Origin of the sequence: Prevotella sp. oral taxon 317 str. F0108, assembly GCF_000162415.1 — a bacterium.
In the GTDB taxonomy this organism is placed as follows: domain Bacteria; phylum Bacteroidota; class Bacteroidia; order Bacteroidales; family Bacteroidaceae; genus Prevotella; species Prevotella conceptionensis.
The window spans coordinates 17,630-39,514 of sequence record NZ_GG740074.1 but is presented as its reverse complement, the minus strand read 5'-3'; the positions used below and the strand labels follow the sequence as shown (position 1 = coordinate 39,514).

Sequence of the window (21,885 nt, the reverse complement as noted above, 5' to 3'; positions counted from 1 at the left end):
CCCTCTAAAACAAAACAACAATATAAAACAACAGACATGACAATGAAAAAACTCTTTGCCTTAGTGGCTTTTCTCACGGTTGGGATTGGCGCATGGGCGCAAAACCTTACCCAATACGTAGACCCCTACATCGGTACAGGCGGACACGGACACGTGTTTTTGGGCGCAAACGTGCCTTACGGACTGGTGCAGGTTGGGCCGACGCAATATAAACGCGGTTGGGACTGGTGTTCGGGCTACCATTACAGCGACTCGGTTATCATCGGTTTCGGCCAAATGCACCTCAGCGGAACAGGCATCGGCGACTTGGGCGACATCGCTTTGCTGCCCACAACCGATGCAACGCAACACGATGTGATGTTCTCGCACAAGGGCGAACACGCACGTCCGGGGTATTATTCGGTGATGTTGAAGTCGGGCGTAAAGGTAGATCTCACTGCCACTGCCCGCGTTGCGTTTCACCGTTACACCTATCCGGCCGATGCACAAACGGCTTTCGTAAGGCTCGACTTGGCGCAAGGCATCGGTTGGGACAAGATGACGAAGAGCGCGTTTAAGCAAAACTCGCCCACAGAACTGTCGGGTTATCGCTATTCCACGGGTTGGGCAAAAGACCAACGCGTGTATTTCGTGGCCCAATTCTCGCGGCCTGTTACAATGGCTACGAGCCAAGGCGACAGCTTGGCCGTGCTTTCAACCCCCAATAACGATGAGCCGCTGTTGGTGAAGGTGGGAATTTCGCCCGTGAGCGAAGACAATGCGCGCGCCAATATCGCTGCCGAACTGCCCGCTTGGGACTTCCGTGGCACGGTGGCTAAGGCCAACGAGGCATGGAATAAGGAGCTGAGCAAGATTGTTATCACCACCGACGACGATGCTGCTCGCCGCACTTTCTACACGGCCATGTATCATTCGATGTTCGCCCCCTCGGTGTTCAACGATGTTAACGGCGACTATCGCGGAGCCGACGGTAAGGTGTATCGTGGCGATTTCAAAAACTACACCACCTTCTCGCTGTGGGATACCTATCGCGCTGCCCATCCGTTGATGACCATTATCCATCCCGAAAAGCAACGCGACATAGCACAAACCATGCTGCATATCTACGAACAGCAGGGCAAACTGCCCGTTTGGCACCTTGTGGGCAACGAAACCGACTGCATGGTGGGCAATCCGGGCATCCCCGTGCTGATTGACATTGCGCTGAAAGGATTTGATGTGGATAAGAATAAGGTGCTCGAAGCGGCCAAAGCATCGGCCATGCGCGACGAGCGTGGAATGAGTTTGCTCAAAAAATACGGCTATCTGCCCTGCGACCTCGACCCCGAATACGAAACCGTTGCTAAGGGATTGGAGTACGCCTTGGCCGATGCCGGCATTGCCAAGCTTGCCAAACAGCTGGGACGAACCGAAGATTACAAGTACTTTTTAAAGCGTAGCCAGTCGTATAAAGACCATTACTTCGACAAGAACACGGGCTTTATGCGTGGAAAGACATCGGGAGGAAAGTTCCGCGAGCCGTTCGACCCCTTCAATTCGGTGCATCGTCAAGACGATTACACCGAGGGCAACGCTTGGCAATATGCTTGGTTGGTGCCTCACGACGTACACGGACTGGTGCAATGCTTTGGTGGCGACAAGCCATTTGTGGCTAAACTCGACTCACTTTTTATTCTCGAAGGCAGGATGGGTGCCGATGCGTCGCCCGACATATCGGGACTTATCGGCCAATATGCTCATGGCAACGAACCCAGTCACCACATTATATATATGTACAACTATGTGGGCATGCCGTGGAAGGCCGCTCCCAAGTTGCGCCAAGTGATGAATACGCTTTACAACGACGGCATCGACGGACTTAGCGGCAACGAAGACGTGGGGCAAATGTCGGCTTGGTACATCCTTTCGTCTATGGGATTGTATCAGGTTGAGCCTGCTGGCGGCAAGTATATCTTTGGTTCGCCACTCTTTAAGAAAGCTGTGGTGAACGTTGGTGGCGGCAAAACGTTTACCATCGAGGCCAAAAACAACAGTGCCAAGAACATCTATATTCAGAGTGCTAAGCTTAATGGCAAGACGTACACCCGTTCGTACATCGACTATAAGGATATTATGAAGGGTGGAACACTCGAATTTGTGATGGGCGAAAAGCCTTCGGCGTTCGGAACGAAAGCCGCCGACCGCCCCTAACGGCGAGGCTTAGGCAACGTGCTTGTTGCGTTGCATGGATGTAGCACAAAACATAAAGAATGGCGTTGCGAGTATGCCTTTGGCTGCTCGCAACGCCATTCTTTATGTGTATATGCCCCCTAGAAACGCGCGCTGCTCGCAGTTGTTGCGCGGGTATTTGCCATCGTTGGCCTGGCAAGGGGTGTGCCTGCTGCCCCTTTTACTAAGCGAAACGAAGTGTGTTAAGACCCATTTTGGGGGCGTACAAGATACCTTGTACTGGGACTACAAAGGCCTTGTAGTGCGGCTACAAGGTGTTTGTAGCGATACTACAAGCGGCTTGTACCGGGGCTACAAGCAGCATTGTACGCTGCAAATTGCTAGCACGCGGGGGCTAAAAGCTTAGTTGGCGCGTGACGGAGATAGGCGTAAACGGACTTATTGTCCGCCTAGTCGGTCGAAAAACACGATGACATCGTCCCATGTTTTGAGGTCGTTACCGCCGAAAAGGATGGACGAACCAAGGAAGTTCGGGTGCTCATGGCGCGAGATAAGGTAGTCGCCATAGAGCAGGTTGGCGTTGTTGCAGAACACAACCCGATTGAATGCAGGCGCATTGAGGTACTGTTCCACCCATGCCATCTGTGCCGTTATCTGTTCAGGGGCATTTGTTGGCGACGGCGCAAGTATGTAGACATCATAGTTTTCGATGAGCATTTCGTAGGCTTTGTGCATGCTGGGCATCGGCTTTTGGTAGCTGTCGGCCAGTGTGTTGGCGTGGATAAACACGATGGGGCGTTGTCGTCCTGTCTGCTTATCGTCTATTTGGCGTATCAGCGGCATCAGATAGTGCATCGCCACCTTATCCGTTAACCTGTGACCACCGTGGAAATGTATGGCCGTGGGGTAGTGTTGGGCGAAGAGGTCGAAGGTGTCAACGCTGGTATCTTCGTCGCCGAAGAGCCCTATTACGCGTTGTTGTTCAGCCTCGTCAATGCCGTTGAATAGCAGTGTTGTAATTTCCTTGTACTCGTTTACCAAGGCCTTGGTTACGATAAAGTCTTGTATGCCGTCTGTTCGCGGACTTTGGAAGGTTTGTTTGCCCACCATATTGTGTTTCACCATCGTGTCGCCCATCTCGAATGCGGGGTTAATCAGTATGCGGTCTGTGCCCCTAAGCATCTCGGCATACATGCCGCCCATTGATGTTCCGATGATGAGGTCGGGCTTTTCTGCATCGCACGTTTGCTTCAATAGTTCTAATGCTTCGGCTGGATGCAGAGGGAGGTCGGGCGCGATGACTGTGGCGGCGGGCATAAGTGTACGCAAGAGCGTTACTGTTCCCGACTGACCCGACGAGCCAAAGCCATGAACGTACATGATTTTCTTGCCCTTCATGAGGGCGGGATATGTTTTTGTTGGGTCCATTTTTTATTAGGAGTTATTTTTAGGAGTTATGGAGTTAAGGAGTTATCACTCGCTTTGCTCGTTAGGAGTTAAGCCGTATGCAAGGGAGTTGTGGAGTGAGTTCTTTTAAGGAGTTAATGAGTTGACGAGAGCCGTAGTTACTCTGCAGCAGGACTATTGGCTTAACTCCTTAACTCCATAACTCCTTAACTCCTCAAAAAGAACTCCTTAACTCCTCAAAAAGAACTCTCCTTCTTAAACGGCAATTCAAGTTGTATCCATTGTGGGCGATGAGGTTCGTCGTTCATGTTAGAAACCTGCACGCCGAGCAGTCTTATAGGCCGTCCTGAGTAGTTAACCTCGCTCAATAGCGCCTTTGCAATGGGCAGGATGTCTTCCTTTTTGCGGAGAACATGAGGTGCAGTTCTGCTGCGCGTAATTTGCGTAAAGTCGTGAAACTTCACTTTTAGCGTGAGCGTTCGCCCCTTAAAGTCGTTCTTTTTCAAACGTTCCACCAACTCTAACACCAAACGATAGAGTTCGGTTAAGAGCACAGTGGGGTTGGAACTGTCTTCATCGAAGGTGCGTTCGCATCCCACCGACTTCCTTATCCAATGCGGTTCAACGGGTCGGGGGTCGATGGCACGCGCAAAATTGTAGTACATCTCGCCGGCCTTACCGAACACTTGCCGCAGCCGCAGTCGCGAAAGCTGGCGTAAGTCGGCCCCGTTGAAGATGCCCATTGCGTGCATCGTCTCGGCTGTTTTATGCCCCACGCCCCAAAAGTCGGTGATGGGCAGATTGTCGATGAAGTGCATTGCACGACTGGGATGTATCACCGTGATGCCGTCGGGCTTGCGAAAGTCGGATGCCACCTTAGCCAGGAACTTGTTGAACGACACCCCTGCCGAGGCTGTTAGGTGCAACTCGTTGCGTATTTCCTGTCGGATGCGTTGCGCAATGTCGACGGCCAACTCTATTCCCAGCTTGTTTTGCGTAACGTCTAGGTAGGCCTCGTCTAGCGATAGCGGCTCAACCAGGTCGGTATAGCGGTGAAATATCTCGTGAACCTGCTGCGATACCTGCTTGTATTTCTTGAAATCGGGCGGTAGGAATATCAGTTCGGGACACAATCGCTTAGCCTGCACGCCCGACATGGCCGAATGCACCCCATACTTTCGTGCCTCGTAGCTGGCCGTACAGAGCACCCCGCGCCTGTCTTCGCTACCAATGCCCACGGGTTTTCCGCGCAGCGAGGGGTCGTCGCGTTGTTCCACCGAGGCATAGAAAGCATCCATGTCGATGTGAATGATTTTGCGATTGAAGTCTTGCGCAGGCATATCAACTTGCTTTTTGGGCGAAACGCCATTGCAAAGTTAGTTATTTTTTTTGGGATAAAGGGGCTATGCGGCAAGCTTTGTGAAAGGTTTGGCGATGCGTTTTAAGCATTATCAAGCAGTTGGTTGCTCATCGTCTAAGGTGTTTCTGCAAGCAAACGGGATAGGGGTAGCAGGTGGGGCGAGTAGCTATCGCCGCCTTTGGTTATGGGTTTTAAGTTTAGTTCGCCAAGATCTAATGGCGTTTGGCCTTCGGTAAGGTCTACATCGTACACCAAGTAGAGGTCTTCATGCTGCTTGGTAACGACCATGTCTGGTGCTCCACTTGCAGGAACAAGGCGCGGCCCCTTATCAGACAGTAGGTAGGCATGGTGCTTGTTGCTCTTGTTGTGGATAATCAGGATGCGAGCCTTGGTAAATCCCTCAACCAATTGTAGCACGGCACCATCCATTTTCAGGGCGATGCCAATGCGTTTTGTGGTTTCAAGTAGTTGTATGTTTTTGTCGAAATGCACGCCTTCTTTGGTAATGAGCAGCACAAGGTCTTTGTTGCTTATGCCGCATTGTGCCTTGGGTGTGGGCGATGTCAGCTCGTTGCGGCGGTCTTCGCCAATCTTACATTCCAATATCTCAAAGTGTTCGCCCAGCAGTTGTTTAATGTTTTGGTTCTCTTCGATGGTTGTTGCCCTTAGTTTTGGGTCGTTAATGGTCTCTGGTCTTTCTAAGGCAAGCGAGTAGAAACATTGTTGGTTGGGGGCGTTGGGATAGGGTTTGAACACCTTTCCCAACACTTGTTTGAAGTTTTGGCGTAGCACTTCCTCGCCGTCAACAAACTTTCGCGGGGTCATGATGTGGAACTGGAAATGGTTGTCCAGCATACATTGTATCTCTTTTCTGAACTGTGCACGCACCTTTTCGCGCCAAGCGGTTTTCATCCCTTCGTTTTTTCGACCGTATAAGGCCACTACGTAAAGGAAATTCACATCGTAATGGCAGACAAGGAGCGTGTCGCGGTCGAACAGGCGGTTGCGAAATTGGCGCGAAGTGAAGTCTTTGTCCTCTCGGTCTACCCACGTAATGTCGCTGTGCATCTCCAAATCGCATTGCTTTGCAGAGATAAAGAAGTTGGGTACGATGTTGTAGCCTTCGGTCGTTTCGTCGCGGAGCATGCCCGTACCTGCTTGCAGCTCCACCTTTTGTCCTGCCTTTCGGTTGTCGTCGAGAAAGAGGTTGAGGTTCCATTGCACCACGTTTCGGGCATAGGTGAATTGCTTATAGAGTGCTTCTTTGCCGATGCGCGTGTTGCGCTTATAGTATTTGGAGTCGCCTATGTAGTAGATATTGTCTGCGCTGGTTTCGGTAAGGGCCTTGTAGCGATAGATGTGGTCAACTCGTTTTCCGTCTGCTTGGTCTTTCAATTCTGTTGGCAGCTCGTTGTTTTTGCTGCCAATAAGTTCGTCGATGATGTCTTCGAACACAATTTCGAAGCTCTTTACCAAGAGGTATTCGCGCTGCTTGGTGTTCACAACAATTTGTCTGGCTTCGTCGAAAAAGGCAAAGCAGAGGTTCCAAAGCTCCAAGGCTTTGTCTGAAAAGTACTTGTATCTGATTTGTTGCAGGCGCGTTTTGCCCATTCCTTTGAGGTAGCTGGCAAACTGCTGGTTGCTGATGGTGTCGTAATGGCATTGGGTTTCGAAAGGGAAACCATATTCGTGATGAATGTAATTGAGTATGGAGAAATAGATAACCATCAGTTCCTCGTCGAAGTTTACTTGCCTGCGCTTGTTCATTGGATGGAGATACACGGGTCTGTTGCTTTGCAAGTAGGCTTGCGAGTGGGTGATGGTCTTGGTCCAGTTTATCTTGTTGTGTCCGCTATGTAGGTTCTTGATGGTGAAGAAGAAAAAGTCTTGGTTGTCTTGGTTGAACTGAATGAGCGAAAGCAGTATGTCTAAAAAGGTGTTGCTCATGCGGCGTTGTGCGTGCCCAATCTGCGCCATACGTTCGTGCAGCACTATTTGTGTGTCTTTGTTTCGCTCCTTAAAAACGCAGATGGCGCGGTATATCCACACGGAAAGTTCGTACACAAAGTGCCGTTCTTCTTCGTTCAGCGGGTTGTTTCTGTCTTCAAGGTGGACGATGTCTTCGGGATTGTACTTCTGGAAGGCTCGCCCCTGCTCGTCTAACAGCACCTTTGGCAGGATAAACACGCAGTCTTGTATGTTGGCATTGTAGTAGTAGCCCACATATCCAATGCTTACTTTGCCGCCGACGCCTATGGTGGGGCCAAGTTCGCTCACCACTTTGAGAATGTCTTCGGTGGCTTGGTAGGGGTGTTCTTCAATTAGAATCCTCATTCGTTGGTGTTTGGCAGTCCTTGGTTTTCCGTTTCAGTACTGGTGATTTCGATAAAAGAGTGTTCTTTATCTATTTCGTTGTCTAGCTTTTTTAGAAAGTCGTTAACTCGGTTTGTGTTGGGCGTTCCATCCTCGTTAAAGAAGTCGGAGAAGGTGAACTTCACACCTAGGTTGTCGGTAAAGATGCTGTGGTCGAACCCATAGTTCTTAAACACGTCGTTCCAAAGATAGAACAACACCTTGCTGACGAACTTTTCGGCACATACGGTCTTTGATTCGGTGTTCACAAAGAAATATCCCAGATTCTTGTCTTCCGAGTGGGTGGTGTCGTCTATCACGCTGTTTATTTTCTGTAAGAAGCCCCACCAGTCGTAGGTTTCGTTGCCAATCTTTATCTTGTAGTTCTCTTCGGCATGGGGCTTGATGGGGATATACACCCAATCCCAGCGGCGTTTGAAGGCCGAGTCGATGGGGAATAGCGATTGGTCGCTGGTGTTCATCGTTGCCCAAATGTAGAGATTTTGGGGCAACATAAGCCTTTCTCCGCTCTTTACTTCTTGTGGGATGTCTGTGCGTGGGCTTTTGTCTAAGGCCTCTTTCAAGTAGTTGGCCAGGTCGGTATCGGCTTCAATGGGGTATTCGGACTTGCCCCCTTTGCGGTCTAACAACTGAAATAGGTCGCCAAATATTTGTGCGCAGTTGCCGCGGTTTATCTCCTCGATAACCAAGAACACGTCTTCGGTGGTGTTCCACGCAGCTGCGTAGGCCTTAGTGAAGGCTTGGGGGACAAACTTGTAGGTGATAATCTCTTCTTTTTCGCCAGAGGCGAGAGCGGCTCCTGTTGGTTTCATTGAGGGCTTATAGGCTCCGACGAAGGTTGAGTAGTCGCTATCAGGATGGAAAGTTGTGCGGAAACAGATTTTCTTTTCATTGTCTACATTCCGTTTGATAGTATTAGATTTACCCGTGCCAGGTGCACCATAGAAAATCTGTTGATAGACATTGGGAGCTTTCCGCCTATTGTCTATGGTTGAAGGTGTCTTTCCTGAGTTGGCAATAACCATCTTTGCCATTGTAGATAAGGTGGAGGTATAGCCGTATTCATATTTGTCTATGTCGCTTTTACCACATAATAAGTCCCTTGCGTCGGTTGGAGTCGCGTCGGGATTTTCGCCGAAAAAGGCAACATATTCATTGAGTAAGGCCTTTGAAATAGTGCGAAGTCCAATGGCTCCTCTACTCTCCGATCTTACAAGATAGCACAGTCTGTCTTCGTCTACAATGGTTACCTGCCCGTTGTCAGATGCATCTCCAACTTGAAGTATATTTTCTATGATCATATTTTTTTGTGTTTATGCCTTGTTCGGTAAAGAAACTGCAAGGCGTTCAATCCATTAGTGTTAACTATTCCCTTTGGGTAGCTTGGGTGTTTTCTTAATTATACTCTTCTCTTCTTTTGCAACACGCCGCTCCACTTTCTTAATGTCTTCGGCCGGTGGTAGCTCTTCTGGCTTGATACCTCTTTGTCCAAGCATTCCTCGAACACTGCGGTTGTTTTGAACGTGCTCTGCTGTTATACGGTTTTCGCCATGAAGGTTTTTCTGCTCTACATTGTAATTGGTCATTTCTGTGGCAAGGTTTTTAGCCGCGATAGTTAGTGTTGGGAGATAATCAGCCAATGCACCACTCTTGATTCCTAATCGTTGCTTCATCTGTTCGGTAGTGAGTCCACCAAACAAGGCATGATCTCCTTTTGAACGTATTCGTGCAAAGCCCTTCTCGTCAACGCCTCGTTCGTATATGTTCCTGCTTAGCTGTTTCTCGGATGAGCGCAGACGTTCGCGGGTATCTAGTCGGGCAATTTGCTGTAGCCTTTCTTCAATAAGCTCTGTTTTTCGTGTTTGAAGTGCAAAATAGCTTTGTGCAAAGGCTATTTCTTCTTTCTTGGGGTCTCCATTTTGGGCAATAAGATAGCAGGCATAACGAGTTAGCATGAAGTCTTGTACCCCGCGGTGCGCCCCTTTGGCTGTTGGTATCATTTTCGTGACCTCACGAAAATGATCGTCAACGTTGACTTTCAATGTCTTACAAGATTCTATTGCTCTGCTAATAGCGACAACGAAGTTCTCCCAGCGGGTGTAACCTAACACCTGTTGTAGCTCACGCGCGTACCAAACCTCAATGGTATTGTTAGCATCGTCTTTGATTTCTTTGGCTATTAAATCAAAGGCATTTTTGTATTGTTGTATTTTTGGGGTATCCATTTCCTACTTCTTTTGTGTTGTATATTATTAAGATGTACATAGACTCAATTATTGTAAACGCGGCATGCTTGTAGCAGATCGTTTCTTTGTATGGTTTAAATGCGTATTGAGCCTGCCTTAGTTAGAGATTGGTTGCTAGTGTTGTATATATTGAACGGTGTTATATCCCTTCTTCACCCTCTTCTTCCAGCGTTTCTAACACAAAAATGGCGTGGATTTTGCGTTTCTCTACGGGTGGAATGTCCATGTAATTGCGGTAGAGGTCTTGCAGGTAGGCATCGGGATTGCAGGGAGCCATGAATCGTTTGCCCTCGAAAGTGATTTCGGTTAGGGGGAAAATGCTGTCTTGGCGGTGCATGATGCCGTAGCCGTTGTTGTGTAGGATGTTGGAAATGTAAGTGTCGCGGTTGCGGTTTAGGGCACATAGCAGGGCCCAGACGGAGCGGCAGACGGCGTATTTTGCGCCGAACCAAAAGAATTCGGTAAACGAACGGAGGCTGTAATGGTGGGCTTTGTGCAGGATGGAATAGCTGCGCGAGATGCCAAGCGTTAGTTTTTTAACAAGCTTACGCGAAAGGGTGGGGTAGGCAACAAATGGAAAAATGTCTACAAAGAGCCCCTTTTCGTAGTTGTGTGAGAAGTCGTCGCCTGGTTCAACGAAGAACGAATTGAGGTCGCGCACCTTGGTTATGGGCTCTTTCAGGTGCTTGTCTATCAGTGGCGACTGCACAATAAGGCCCTTAGGCAACTCCTTTTGCGCCACTTCCACAAAGCGTAGCAAGTCGGCCTTGTGCATGGCTATGTCTATATCGTCGTCCCAAGGGATGAAACCGCCATGCCTTACCGCCCCCAACAGCGTGCCGCCGTCTAGCCAATAGGGTATGGTGTGGCGTTGGCAGATGTCGTGTATGGCTTCGAGTATGGTCAGTTGTTTAAGCTGACAGGCGCGAAGATGGCGTTGTTTGAAACGTTCGAGGGGCGTGTTAGCGGTCATCGTGCGCCCTCCTAACGTCTATCACCAGTCCCGTATCGTCTGAAAGCAGGGTGCGCAAGGTTGCCTCGGCCACCTTTTCAGAAGTCAACAGCGTGTCATCTGGTTCGATGCCGAAGTTCTTTACGCGCATGGGCGTCTTCGTTCTTTCGGGGTTGATGCAGTTGATGCGAATGCCGTCGGCCTCCCACTCTTGCGCTACAGCCTGCACAAAGTTAACGATGGCGGCCTTGGTGGACGAGTAAATGCTGTAAAAAGCACGACCGCGCGTGTACGATGAAGAGGTGAAAAACACCAAGCGCCCACCGCTTTGTTTGAGGTAGGGATAGGCGGCGAGAGCCACATTAACCGTTCCCATGTAGTTGGTTTGCACGCTATAAGCGATGTCGGCATAGTTCATCGTGGCCAAAGGCTCTTTTTGTAGCAATCCTGCCGTGTTCACCACGTAGTCTATTCGTCCTTCTTCTTTCGCCACCTCTGCAAAGACTCGCTCCACGTCTTCTTTGTTCCCAACGTCTATGCCGTTGCTGCTGCGCGAGAAACAATGCACCTTTGCACCTCGTTCAACTAACATCTTAGCCGTGTCTGCACCGATGCCATAACTTCCTCCAAACACGATAGCCACCTTTCCCGCAAGCGAAACTTGGGATAGGTCGATGCGTTCGGCCTCGTTGTTGCGCAGCTGAAAAAGCTTGTCTAGCATGTAAGTGTCTTCCTTGTAGGTAAGTTTCATGTTGCTTTCTTCGCCTTCTACAACGTAGATGGGCGTTTGCGGCAGGTATTTTTTCACCACTCCGCAGTCGTCGGTGGTCTTGAAGTTGGGGTCGAGCAGTGCCTTTTCGTAAGCCTCTTTGATGACTTCGAGCGCGAAAGCTTGCGGTGTTTGTCCGCGACGAAGGCGCGAACGGTCGGGGATATGACTGATAAAGTCGCCATCCACCTCGATAATGGTGTCGGCAGACGGCATGGCCACGTCGATGGCCGAGTAGCTTTGCAGCGCGTCCACCACATCGTTCAGAATGCGTTGGCTAACCAAAGGGCGCACGGCATCGTGGAAAATAAGGTTTACCGGCTCGTTTTCGTAGGCTTTGATGGCCGAGAGGCTCGACTCGTAGCGTTCGTTTCCGCCTTTAAGTATGCGCTTAACCTTGGTCCATCCGTTTTTCAATACGATGTTTTCGATGTCTGCAATGAGCATGGCATTGCTTACGATGGCTATTTCGTGGATGTGCGCATTGCGCTCGAACACATCTACCGTGTGCTCGATAACCATCTTTCCAGCCACTTTGAAAAACTGTTTGGGTGTGGTCATGCCCAATCTTTTTCCCACTCCGCCCGCCAAAACGACGGCGATGTTACGTTTTGCCATATTGATGCGATTGTGTTTCTATATGCAAAGGTAGTGTAAACTTAGTGATTTTACAAGAAAGAAAACGAAAAAGCCTTAGCCCTGCTGATGGACGGGCCAAGCTGGATGTTGCTTCATCTGTTGCAGCGTTATATTAATAAGGTGTGTTTCGAAAGATAAGCCGATGGGCTAATGGGGGTGGCAAAAGATGAAAGAGGGTGGAGAAAGGCGAGATGTGAAGATGAATGTGGTGTGGCATTTTAACCCAAATCGGTTGTTAGAAAAATCTGCTTTCATTTTGGAAAAGGAATAACTGAACACGCGCAAAGGGTTAACTCGCGGGTCGTATTTCAAATATCAGAGGGAGATTTCGCTAACACTTTGCTTTTGAAAATTCGTAATGGCCGATTTCGGTTTAAACCATTCCTGTTGTTTAAGCGGTTAAATACGCCATACATGTTACTCCCCTCTCCCCTTGGGGAGGGGCTGTGGGTGAGACCGAAATGCCAATGGCGGACAAACATCACTGCTTATCCGCCATTGTTGCGTTTTTATAGTGTCTTAAATCTAATGTGTTATCTTTCTTTACGAATAGCGTAAGATTTGGCCTGGCCTAATCTTGTCGTTTCGGCGCATGTGGTTGAGACGGCAGATGGTGTCTATGCTGACGCCACGCTTTTCGGCGATAGATGCCAGTGTTTCGCCCGATGCCACCTTATGATAGAGTTTTTCGGCAGCGTTGTATTGAGGTGTTTGTGGGTTGTCGTCCCTGTCTCGGCCCACCTTTCCGTACACGTCTTCGCGGTTATATCCGCCATTTCCCGATACGCCGCGTAGCCTGGTGGCCTCAGACGATGCCATTTCGTAGGTGGAGCGGCGGAACATATAGTTGTCGGCCACCACGTCTTGTGCCCTGAAATCAAAGAAAAGTGCAGGGTTTAGTGCCACACCGCACAGTCGTGTTTCGAAGTGCAAGTGCGAACCCGTGCTTCGGCCCGTGTTTCCGCCAAGTCCAATTGGTTCGCCGGCCCTTACTTCCTCGTTTTCAGTTACCAATTGTTTGGAAAGGTGTCCATATATGGTTTCCAATCCGTTGGGGTGCCTAATTACGATGTACTTTCCGTATCCCGCAGCCTCGTATTTCACGATGCGCACCTTGCCAGAGAATGCTGCGCGTATGGTGTCGCCAATATAAACCTTTATATCTAAGCCTTTATGTTGGCGGCCCCAACGACTTCCGAAGTTACTTGTTACAACTCGGCTGGGTGTTGGCATGCAGAAATGACGTAGGTTGATGAGGAACGAGTCGGGCAAAGCCGTTATGTGGTGCGTGTGTGTGTTGTCCCACGTCTCGTAAAGGTTTGCAGCCGGCGATTGGGCCGCCTCCCTTTTTAGGATGCTTTGTAGGGCAAGAGTGTCTACCGATTTCATCTTTCGGTCTACAGGTGCTTGTCTGGCGAGTAGGTCTTGCGCGGCCATTGGTGTGGCGCACATTGAGAGAAATGCTGTAAAAGCAATCGTTTTAATTGTTCTTTTCAGTTCCATTTTACTTTTTTTAGGTACAACGTGGGCGAATAAATAATGGTATATACATTCGCTTGTTAAACCATTTTTGCATGGTTGATGATAGGTGTTTATCAAAAGACGATGCAAATATAGCGAATTTTTATCTAACGGCATCATGTTTCGCTATTTTTTCAGTATTGATTAACATGCTTAACAACATGTGACCTGTTCCTTCAATCCCTTTGTAACACGCGAAAGAGCGGTGCATTTGTAATGTTTTTGGTTAGTTTTTATTAACATTTGTTACTCTTGCTTGGACATAAATATTGGCGCGTTAACATTATTAAGGATGTTGTTTGGGCGTTGTTCTTACAGTGTATATTCATGCAGAATGTGCAAAACGGAGAAACTTCGCCTTCTATAAACTGTCCGCATCAGCCTGTTTTTATGTTCTCTTTTTTCGGCTGTCCGTTGCCTTTTTCGCCCAGTCTTTCGCATTCTTAACGGTTTTTGCAATATTGCAAGCGTGTTGTTAACCTCGTTGTGGCGAATGCTTGCTCCCCAGTTCGCTTTTCTAACGAGCTGTACGTGTGTTAAGAAAAAAGAACTTTCCTCCTTGGTTGCTTCGGACAATAGAAGTTGATGCGGTGAAGAGTCGCTTCGATTTCTGCCCGGCAGACACAACCAACGTCGCCTCAACCTCTCTTCATGCAGAGAGGGGGGCGGCGGAGTTGATTGAGTTGACAAGAGAACAAGTTGACAAGTTAAGGAGTTAACCCGTTAACCAGTTGACCAGTTAACCCGTTGACGAGTGGATGAGTTAACGAGTTGATAGTCGCGATCCTCTTTCACTCTTTCACCATTTTGTGCCTTATTGGAACGTTGTATTGCTCTTGTAGGCGTAGCAATTCTTTAAGTACGCGTGCATATTCACGTGGAAACCTCAAATAACCAACATCAATGGTGCCTCTTACTATACGTCCGTTCACTTTTAGTGAAGAAACAATGCAGTATTCTCGTGGGCCTCCCATTGTCCAATGCCTTTGATCGACAAGCCACGAAAGAGTTATGTCTGATATGTCGTAGACTAATGTATCGTCTAAAACCAAACGAATGTCGTTCCTATGGGTAGGTTTCTTTCCTCTTAAAGTGCAAGATGTCCAATCTGGATATCCATGAATCCTTTCAATGACAGGAAGATTAAAAGAATCGATGGGGTCAGTGAAGTTTGTCCCTGCTTTAAAAGAATAGACTTTCCCTTGTCTTGGAAGAGCCTCTTCCCAGTGCGTTACAAAGAAACCTTCAATTGGTTCATCATACTTACATTCTCCCTTGCACGAAGATAGTGCAGCAATTGTAATAAGAACAAAAATTATACTCTTCATTGTCGTTAGGTTTTATGTTATTCCTAATTGTAGTCCTTTATGTACAATCAACTGTTCATTAGAGCAGCTCCGCAAAAAAAACAATGCCCATTCCAAATCCGTCTAAGCTCTGTCCTGCACACGATTCTTTACCATTGTACGTTACTCGTGTTAAGAACACATTCCCAGTTTCTATACACATCAGCGTTTTCTAATGATACGCCCGCATTCTTGGGGGAAAGCAAGTTCGCCTGGAACAGTCGTGTCCCTAGTGACGTATCCATTTACAAGCAGTGATGGTATGATGTCCCGTTCTATGGGTCCACACATTCCCCAGCGTCTTGTATCTAAGAATTTTTCTATTTCAATATTAGAAATGTCATATACCAACGTGTCGTCTAAAACAACCCGGATATCGTTCAGATGATTTAGTTTTTTAGAATTTAAGATACAGGCCAAATTTGTTGAGTCTGTAATCCCTCTTGCTAGCGCATAGAATCTAACGGTATCAATAAGTTCTGCAAAATTCGTACCTTTCTTATATATATAAGCAACACCTTTGTTGGGTATCGGTCGATCCCCCCAATTCAATACGTATATTTCGGCAATTGGGTATTCATACTTGCATTGCTTCTTTATACATGCAGAAAGCAACAATAAGCAAATTAAGACAAAGAGACATCTTTTCATTCGAATTATATTTTTAATGATACTTATTTATTATAAGTTTCCCCATAAACAAACCCTAATTTGGTTGGTTTGTTTGTTCCGTCGTTATGCGAGCCCTTGTCAAGGGGAGAGACAACTTTAATTTCCATAACAGCATTTCTTTACTTCTTTCCTACAAATCGCTTATACAATCCCTCACTCTGAGGAGATAATTTGAACGAAAGTAGGGTATCGGCGGTAACTTTACCAAATCTTAAACCCTTTTTTATTATATACAGGACATCAACAGAAGAGCTGCTATCATCATTTCCACCAGAAGTCAATGTTTTTCTATAATCCGACAACACATAACTCTTTAATTGATAATTATAGCGAAAGGTAACATAAGAATAAATATGCAGCCCATCCCCACAGAGATCATCTACTATGGTAAAGGCATTTCCTTTTACACGCACTTCTCTAAAACCTTCATTTCCACAAGGGACAAGACCTGATGTTACATATTGACCTTTATTGATGACAAATCCAACACTATCTTTAATTAGGATAATGGGAATCTGAAAATGAAAGTAATCTTTTACCTTTTGTTGTTGTTCAGTAATTAGTAAATAATGATTTTGAGGTAACACCTTTACCGCTGTAACAACATATCCCTTAGGAACTATCCCTTTCATGTTCTTACCCTTTAATTGCCGCCCTACAGCATTAGTGATTATCAAAAAGAGAAAGGGTATCATTATGCCGTATTTCAAATTATTTATTTGTCGTTGGTTTTTTGTCATAATTACATTCTTTTTATACTGCTTATTACACGTACCTCAGTGTTAAATTGTTTTTACTACTTGCAGTAATTTACCCATAGAAAGTGTATTTTAAACATGCAACAGATATGCGTGTATGTGTTGATGGATTAGACTTTTCATTTCCTTTGTATTCTTACGTACTTATTAGATATGCTCAAAGAACCCTCAGGTGTTGGGTTTTCATCATCATGTCCATTAACGGATAGTGATGACACAACACTCCATTCCATCGGACCACCCATAGTCCAATACGAGAGTTTTACCATAGATAGCTTCTGCTTTGAAATATCATAAAACAAAGTATCATCCACAACTATGCGGAGTTCATGGTTGTGGTCGATTTGTTCCGTTTCGATTAGGCTGCACACCAAACAAGAAAAGCCGGCAGTGTCTTTATCGAAGATTGATGGTCGGGTTGATTTCTCAAACGAAGTGATGGAAACGGAATCAATGGGATTGACAAATCCAGAGCCTTTCTCATACGAGTAGACAATCCCGTGATGTGGAACCTGTGGCGCGTACCATCCATTGATGAAAATAAAGCTAATCTCTCTGTCATAGCTGCACTTATCTTTGGAGCATCCTAATATCAACGTTAGGATTAGGAGACACCATAATATATTTCTCATAAGCTTCTGTTTTTAATTATGAGCTAAAAACAAACGACATAGCCGTACATAGCCGTAAAATGTACTTTTAAAGCAATCTATGGAAATCTTAGGGTGATGGAGTGTTGCCATAATGCCATTTGGCTCCATTCCCCACGTAAAGAAATCAAATGAAAGACTGGCCGCATCCTTAATACTAGTGGTATCTCTGCCTTGTTTATCATAAAATTTCAGATTTCCTTCATATACTATCCAATGCGATGTGGTAAACAAGTCATTGTATGAATAGGATACAATATCGTCAAACATCTGCGAATCAATCATCATGATGATCTCTGCCCCGTTCTTGTAAGCATTTTCCATATCCTGTAGATGCTCTAAGTCTGAATCAAAGAAACAATCATTGAGCCGACCACGCAAAGGATGCTTCTTTTGCAGCAAAAGAAACAAAGAGAGTCCAACGGAATTTACCACAGGATAGCCGAGAAATTGCTTGCACAGCCGTTCCATCATGGAAGGCCAATTAACTGCAGCGAGACTGTCCATGCTAGACTGCTCCATTTCGCCACTATATGGAATGACTTTCTCTATATATTCGCATCCTCTAGATGATGAATTGGGGGAAAGGATTTCCCAACGCAAACTTTCATGTGAACGTAACACCGCCAAAGATAGCCAATCTGCCATGGGCATTCGCTTAATCGTGTCTTTCAACTTACCACTGCCCTTATCTTTTACTTGCTCTATCTGGTGAGGATAATCATTGCCAAAGGGGTTCATGTTGTACATAAATTCCTTTGATTCGCCATAAGGCTCTACTACGTAACCGTTATAAGTTGCAACTCCTTTATGGTGAATGTCGGTTACGAGGCTTTTATACATCGTAGGGTTGTTCTTAATGAAGACATAGAATAAGGCAGCCATTCCACAAAGGGACGTACTGTTTTGATCTACCAGCCAAGGATCTGCTATACGCTTCTCTATTTCGTCACTTACGGTTGCAAAATCAAAATATCTAAATCTGTAATGCACCCATATCTCCAAGGAGGCCTCTTGCTTTGGACTACCTATGTAGGCATAAAAAACTATGGTGCCACCGAGCAGGCTCAATTCGGTTACAGAAAATTCCACTTTCCTACCTGTGGCATGCCACCTGTCGGGTTTTCCTTTATAACAGACGGTTCCCGTATTTCCATTGGAGAATATAAACCCCGCTTCCCATTTTATGTCCTTGTCATCTGGGATTCCATTAGAAAATGCAGTAGCTTCTAATGTATAAGTTTCTCCATAAACAAACCCTAAATTGGTTATTTTGTTTGTTCCGTCGTTATGCGAGCCCTTGTCAAGGGGAGTGATAACTTTAATTTCCATAACAGCATTTCTTTTATCAAGAGGATTTATTTTACTTAAAGTCGCTGTTTGCCCGCTATGAACAATCTTTAAATTCTCTCCACTAACCATACATCTAATGGTAGATTTGACCAAAAGTGCGTGATGGTTGCCAATGATGGTTCCCGAACAGTTCGCCCATTGTCCCAAACTGATGACGGCTTTGCAGGGTGGCTTGTGGTTTCCCCATTTGGGATGCGTGCAAATGCCCGTAAAGCCCAAGTTTGCCTGCCCATTATTGTCGCCTACTGTTGCCCAAGGCTTGTCTTGCAGCATCACGCTCTCTGCCGTAACCTTAAGTGAGGCCAAGGGAGAGCTGCAATATCTACACTGAACCTTTGCCCCCTCGCAGACATATTTCACATCTTCATTGGGATCGCGCCATTTGCGTTCCTTCTCCTCCTGCCGCTGATTTTCGTTTTCAGCGAGGTTCTCTTGGTTGGCAGGTTTGTTCACATCGAAATCCATAAGCTATTCTTCCTCCTGTCGTGTTAGTTCGTATTTCCAATACACACTGCGGTCTTCTTTCGTATAGTCAACCTCCAGTTGCACCCAATCGGGGAAAAGACTCCCCGTGGGTATTTGTGTCCGACCGTAATACTTGTTCACCTTACAATGGTTTGGCTCACCCAAAGATTTTCCTGTGATGGAAAAACAGCGGCTGTTGCCTAAATTCTTCTCATGCCGTAGCGTCTCCTCGAATATGACGTCATCAAAATCAGACAGCATTACCTGTTGTGTTCTACTCCATCCTGCCGACGTATCATAGGGAGTGCCCACAAACATCAGGCCGTAATAGAAATAATTGTTTATCGGTGTGCCACATACTTCGGGGGAAACCATTGCGTTGCTGATTCTCATGAGGTAATCATCTACAACCCATCCTTTGTAATCAGACTGCAACAACGAACGTATGGCTGCCCACTGCCTGGCTAGGTCCTGTCCATTCTTAATTTCAACGCCGCCTACATCATCTACACCAATCTGTAACCCATCATATCGGTAGGCGCACCTTTGAAGTAAATCAGTCGATTTCACTAGAGATTTGCTTAAGTCCATAACAACATTGGATGTCGACATTTCTAAAGACACCCGGCTCTTTGACACAAGTGAAGACTGTGGAACATCTTCCTGAATAAGAAGTGAACTCTCAATGGAGAAAGCATTTTCCGAGACTACTTCCTTTTCAGAATATACCCTTAGACGCACCTCATTGAGGTATTGTATGTTTTTCTCCATACGCACCAACTTTTCTTTAACTATATGATAGGCCTTATTAAAAAATCGCAAACGGTCTTTTACTCCTAAGCATTGTACAAACATATTCAAAGTAATGTTCGTCCATGCCTTGAATGTTGTCACTCGTAAAAACAACGTCCATATCTCCCAAATAGATTTCCTTTTCTCTGCCTCCTTATATTATTTGTCACAGATATAGTACATCCCATAGAATCGATGTGTTGGCAGTAGCGGAACGGACTCAGAAATTGTTCTTTGGGAAACTCCATCTCTTCCTTTTCACTACATTCAAGTATTCTTTTGTTGGCCTCAGCCGTATCAAGCCTTTCAAAACAAGTCATACGATTCTTCTTTTTCGTAGTGGCCTTTTGCGGTGCACGCGACACGCATGCAGTAAAAAAGGCCGATGTGATTATTAAAAACAATTTTATCATTTCCCTACGTATTAATGAGACAACTTATTCTGTATCTCGTTCCATTGAAATTCCCATGTCGCGATTGTCGGAATATGGCTGTTTATATCCGAGTAATCCATTATGTTGTCTGTGAGATTCTCTTTAAAGGCAACATGAAACCTTTTTTGATTTTCTTCACTAAAACAGTGTGGAATACCTATACAATGTAGCAACTCATGAGCAGCCGTATTGTCTTTCAAACCTCTAAAGGGAATAATTACCTCAAGGGAAGGCAGGTGGCGGGCTTTCCCGTATATCTTCATTTCTTCCCTTGATGCATCATCAAAGCACATTCGGTTTATATAATACAATTTAAAATAGCTATTGTACTGTGGAAATTTCTTGGAAAATTCTGCATTAAGAAACATATATAAGTCATTATTAATTATCGAACTACCATAGATCCCTCCATCTGGGGTAAAGTAATTACTTGTTTCTTTATTTTTTAACGCCTGTTCAATGTCTAGCTTTACATTGCGTATATTTAAGTTGACATAAGCTTGCCTTAATATTTTATTCAATTTCGTTACACTGTTTGATGTGTTAGGAACAGGTTCTATTTTGTTAAATTTGATCTGCACAGCAACCACATTGATCGTTCTTTGGTGTTTCTTGTCATTAGCTTTTACGATGAGCTTACCTGCAAGATGTTTCACATTGTTTTCATCATAGGCGTAGACCTTTATCTCCTGATCTCTAGAAAATTCCTTTAAACAAGTAATAACAAGTTCGTCTGGTAGGGTATGTTTCCCCTTGCCTAGTGTTGGGACCGACTCCTTGCTTAGCCTAAAGATTCCATCAGTTTGGCATTGATACACAATTTTCACCGCAGGCTCTTTTACCTCTACTTTCAGGGACAGTTTTGCACTCGCACCTTTCCACAATGTCATAACAGGGGCTATATAGATATAAGGATTAGCCCCCTGCCGTTTCCAAGGTATAGAAAAACGCCTAGATCTAAAATAGCGAAAAGCATACGCGTTATAAACCCTCTTAGTCTTATCTACTAATACAAGTCTCTTTTTTTTGTCATTAACTATGACTGTAATAAATTTGTCGCCCATAATGTCGGCATACCATGTGTCCCCTCGACGTCCAGAGTCGCCCATGCGAATCCAATCAAAGCCATACTCACCCAGATAGCTGCCAGAGGTACGGAATTGAACGACAACTTTGGCTCCTGTCTTCTGTACCGGAACTCTGGCTGCGAGATCGTATACAAAACTGTTAAATGCTTTTCCACTCATAATATTTTTATCCTTTACAGATGCGGGCATCGTCTTTTCCCTGGAGCAAAGCCTTGCCTTCTGCAGTTATTGCCGCATCGCCAGAAGTTGCCGATTGCACAATTTCTCCTGCCGTTTGAGAAGAGAGCCCACCAATGTTAATGCTTGAATCATTACTAATTTCCTCTTCCTTTTCAGTTGCCTCCAAAGAGACTTTATTCCCTATGGTCGAAACTTTGTCTTTCCCCACACGTTCTATTGCATTCTCCTCTACATTCAGATTCAAGTTTTTTGCATTCACCGTAAACGTCTCGGCTGCGTTGAACGTTATGTCCCTTTCGGCATTGACGACAATACTGTCTTCGGCAGAATCAATATGCACAGAGTTCCCTTTGTTGTCTTTAATGGTAATGCCCAAAGATTCCGGGGCGTCATCCAACTCTATGGCATGCCCACTACGTGTTCGGATACTTTTCAGATGGTTCTCGGCAAACCCTCCCTTACCCGTCCGTCCGTTGAACAGGCTGCCCATCACGTAGGGGCGGTTTGGGTCGCCATGGCGGAAACCCACCAGCACGTGGTCGCCCACCTCGGGAATGAAAACGAAACCGCGGTTGGTCTCAACGCCGTCGCGGCAGCCCCCGCCGTCGGGCGTCATCACGCGTATCCAGTCGGTGTGCATGTTGCCCGTCTGCCAGTTCATCCGCACCTGCACGCGGCCCTTGCCTTCCGGGTCGGCGTTGCTCGTAACGC

17 protein-coding genes are annotated in these 21,885 nt (G+C 46.2%); 1 reads left to right on the top strand and 16 read right to left on the bottom strand.

Translation table 11 applies throughout. The features are described 5' to 3' along the window. The first annotated feature begins 42 nt into the window (after nt 1–42). Complete coding sequence (locus HMPREF0670_RS09660) at nt 43–2,190, top strand: GH92 family glycosyl hydrolase (protein ID WP_044078099.1); 2,148 nt, start codon at nt 43–45, stop codon at nt 2,188–2,190. Nucleotides 2,191–2,607: 417 nt separating this feature from the next. On the opposite strand, the gene HMPREF0670_RS09650 is transcribed toward HMPREF0670_RS09660, so the two are convergent. The 16 genes from HMPREF0670_RS09650 to HMPREF0670_RS17105 all read right to left on the bottom strand — a co-directional run. Beyond that, nucleotides 2,608–3,597: a YqiA/YcfP family alpha/beta fold hydrolase gene (locus HMPREF0670_RS09650; protein ID WP_009230969.1), complete on the bottom strand. Its 990-nt coding sequence runs from the start codon at nt 3,595–3,597 to the stop codon at nt 2,608–2,610. Nucleotides 3,598–3,812: 215 nt separating this feature from the next. Continuing rightward, nucleotides 3,813–4,916 carry a DNA polymerase IV gene (gene dinB, locus HMPREF0670_RS09645; RefSeq protein ID WP_009230968.1) on the bottom strand — a complete coding sequence of 368 codons (1,104 nt, stop codon included), beginning with the start codon at nt 4,914–4,916 and terminating at the stop codon, nt 3,813–3,815. A 134-nt stretch (nt 4,917–5,050) separates the two neighbouring features. Next, nucleotides 5,051–7,270 (bottom strand): LlaJI family restriction endonuclease, encoded by a 2,220-nt coding sequence (locus tag HMPREF0670_RS09640; RefSeq protein WP_009230967.1) that lies wholly within the window; start codon nt 7,268–7,270, stop codon nt 5,051–5,053. Continuing rightward, complete coding sequence (locus HMPREF0670_RS09635; RefSeq protein WP_009230966.1) at nt 7,267–8,610, bottom strand: AAA family ATPase; 1,344 nt, start codon at nt 8,608–8,610, stop codon at nt 7,267–7,269. Before HMPREF0670_RS09635 ends, HMPREF0670_RS09640 begins: the two co-directional genes overlap by 4 nt. Nucleotides 8,611–8,670: 60 nt before the next feature. Then, on the bottom strand, nt 8,671–9,534 hold the full coding sequence (gene dinD / locus HMPREF0670_RS09630) for a DNA damage-inducible protein D (RefSeq protein ID WP_009230965.1): 864 nt from the start codon (nt 9,532–9,534) through the stop codon (nt 8,671–8,673). A 160-nt stretch (nt 9,535–9,694) separates the two neighbouring features. Continuing rightward, the gene (locus HMPREF0670_RS09625; protein WP_009230964.1) at nt 9,695–10,528 is read right to left on the bottom strand and encodes a phosphorylcholine transferase LicD; all 834 of its coding nucleotides are present in this window, start codon (nt 10,526–10,528) and stop codon (nt 9,695–9,697) included. Then, nucleotides 10,518–11,894, bottom strand: coding sequence for a bifunctional cytidylyltransferase/SDR family oxidoreductase (locus HMPREF0670_RS09620; RefSeq protein WP_009230963.1), 1,377 nt, complete (start codon nt 11,892–11,894; stop codon nt 10,518–10,520). The genes HMPREF0670_RS09625 and HMPREF0670_RS09620 overlap by 11 nt, the downstream gene beginning before the upstream one ends. Nucleotides 11,895–12,458: 564 nt before the next feature. Then, a complete protein-coding gene (locus HMPREF0670_RS09615; protein ID WP_009230962.1) occupies nt 12,459–13,418 on the bottom strand; it encodes a peptidoglycan DD-metalloendopeptidase family protein in 960 nt (319 codons plus the stop codon). Nucleotides 13,419–14,227: 809 nt separating this feature from the next. Further along, entirely contained in the window at nt 14,228–14,764 is a 537-nt protein-coding gene (locus tag HMPREF0670_RS09610; RefSeq protein WP_044078097.1) for a hypothetical protein, read from the bottom strand. 180 nt (nt 14,765–14,944) lie between these two features. Continuing rightward, nucleotides 14,945–15,433 carry a hypothetical protein gene (locus HMPREF0670_RS09605; RefSeq protein ID WP_044078096.1) on the bottom strand — a complete coding sequence of 163 codons (489 nt, stop codon included), beginning with the start codon at nt 15,431–15,433 and terminating at the stop codon, nt 14,945–14,947. 140 nt (nt 15,434–15,573) lie between these two features. Further along, nucleotides 15,574–16,194, bottom strand: a complete 621-nt coding sequence (locus HMPREF0670_RS09600; RefSeq protein WP_009230961.1) for a hypothetical protein — start codon at nt 16,192–16,194, stop codon at nt 15,574–15,576. A 137-nt stretch (nt 16,195–16,331) separates the two neighbouring features. Further along, on the bottom strand, nt 16,332–16,844 hold the full coding sequence (locus HMPREF0670_RS09595; protein ID WP_044078095.1) for a hypothetical protein: 513 nt from the start codon (nt 16,842–16,844) through the stop codon (nt 16,332–16,334). Between the two features lie 12 nt (nt 16,845–16,856). Then, complete coding sequence (locus tag HMPREF0670_RS15755) at nt 16,857–18,680, bottom strand: DUF4280 domain-containing protein (RefSeq protein WP_083786832.1); 1,824 nt, start codon at nt 18,678–18,680, stop codon at nt 16,857–16,859. 3 nt (nt 18,681–18,683) lie between these two features. Then, on the bottom strand, nt 18,684–19,250 hold the full coding sequence (locus HMPREF0670_RS09585) for a hypothetical protein (protein ID WP_232213895.1): 567 nt from the start codon (nt 19,248–19,250) through the stop codon (nt 18,684–18,686). Between the two features lie 646 nt (nt 19,251–19,896). After that, nucleotides 19,897–21,183, bottom strand: coding sequence for a hypothetical protein (locus HMPREF0670_RS09575; RefSeq protein WP_232213894.1), 1,287 nt, complete (start codon nt 21,181–21,183; stop codon nt 19,897–19,899). Then, a partial coding sequence (locus tag HMPREF0670_RS17105) for a phage baseplate assembly protein V (protein WP_009230957.1) occupies nt 21,161–21,885 on the bottom strand: 725 nt, incomplete at its 5' end. The genes HMPREF0670_RS17105 and HMPREF0670_RS09575, both read right to left, overlap by 23 nt.

What these genes read in the sequence shown, in the direction of transcription:
- HMPREF0670_RS09660 (WP_044078099.1), top strand. Translation starts at nt 43, where the DNA reads ATGAAAAAACTCTTTGCCTTAGTGGCTTTTCTCACGGTTGGGATTGGC.
- HMPREF0670_RS09650 (WP_009230969.1), bottom strand. Translation starts at nt 3,597, where the DNA reads ATGGACCCAACAAAAACATATCCCGCCCTCATGAAGGGCAAGAAAATC.
- dinB (WP_009230968.1), bottom strand. Translation starts at nt 4,916, where the DNA reads ATGCCTGCGCAAGACTTCAATCGCAAAATCATTCACATCGACATGGAT.
- HMPREF0670_RS09640 (WP_009230967.1), bottom strand. Translation starts at nt 7,270, where the DNA reads ATGAGGATTCTAATTGAAGAACACCCCTACCAAGCCACCGAAGACATT.
- HMPREF0670_RS09635 (WP_009230966.1), bottom strand. Translation starts at nt 8,610, where the DNA reads ATGATCATAGAAAATATACTTCAAGTTGGAGATGCATCTGACAACGGG.
- dinD (WP_009230965.1), bottom strand. Translation starts at nt 9,534, where the DNA reads ATGGATACCCCAAAAATACAACAATACAAAAATGCCTTTGATTTAATA.
- HMPREF0670_RS09625 (WP_009230964.1), bottom strand. Translation starts at nt 10,528, where the DNA reads ATGACCGCTAACACGCCCCTCGAACGTTTCAAACAACGCCATCTTCGC.
- HMPREF0670_RS09620 (WP_009230963.1), bottom strand. Translation starts at nt 11,894, where the DNA reads ATGGCAAAACGTAACATCGCCGTCGTTTTGGCGGGCGGAGTGGGAAAA.
- HMPREF0670_RS09615 (WP_009230962.1), bottom strand. Translation starts at nt 13,418, where the DNA reads ATGGAACTGAAAAGAACAATTAAAACGATTGCTTTTACAGCATTTCTC.
- HMPREF0670_RS09610 (WP_044078097.1), bottom strand. Translation starts at nt 14,764, where the DNA reads ATGAAGAGTATAATTTTTGTTCTTATTACAATTGCTGCACTATCTTCG.
- HMPREF0670_RS09605 (WP_044078096.1), bottom strand. Translation starts at nt 15,433, where the DNA reads ATGAAAAGATGTCTCTTTGTCTTAATTTGCTTATTGTTGCTTTCTGCA.
- HMPREF0670_RS09600 (WP_009230961.1), bottom strand. Translation starts at nt 16,194, where the DNA reads ATGACAAAAAACCAACGACAAATAAATAATTTGAAATACGGCATAATG.
- HMPREF0670_RS09595 (WP_044078095.1), bottom strand. Translation starts at nt 16,844, where the DNA reads ATGAGAAATATATTATGGTGTCTCCTAATCCTAACGTTGATATTAGGA.
- HMPREF0670_RS15755 (WP_083786832.1), bottom strand. Translation starts at nt 18,680, where the DNA reads ATGGATTTCGATGTGAACAAACCTGCCAACCAAGAGAACCTCGCTGAA.
- HMPREF0670_RS09575 (WP_232213894.1), bottom strand. Translation starts at nt 21,183, where the DNA reads ATGCCCGCATCTGTAAAGGATAAAAATATTATGAGTGGAAAAGCATTT.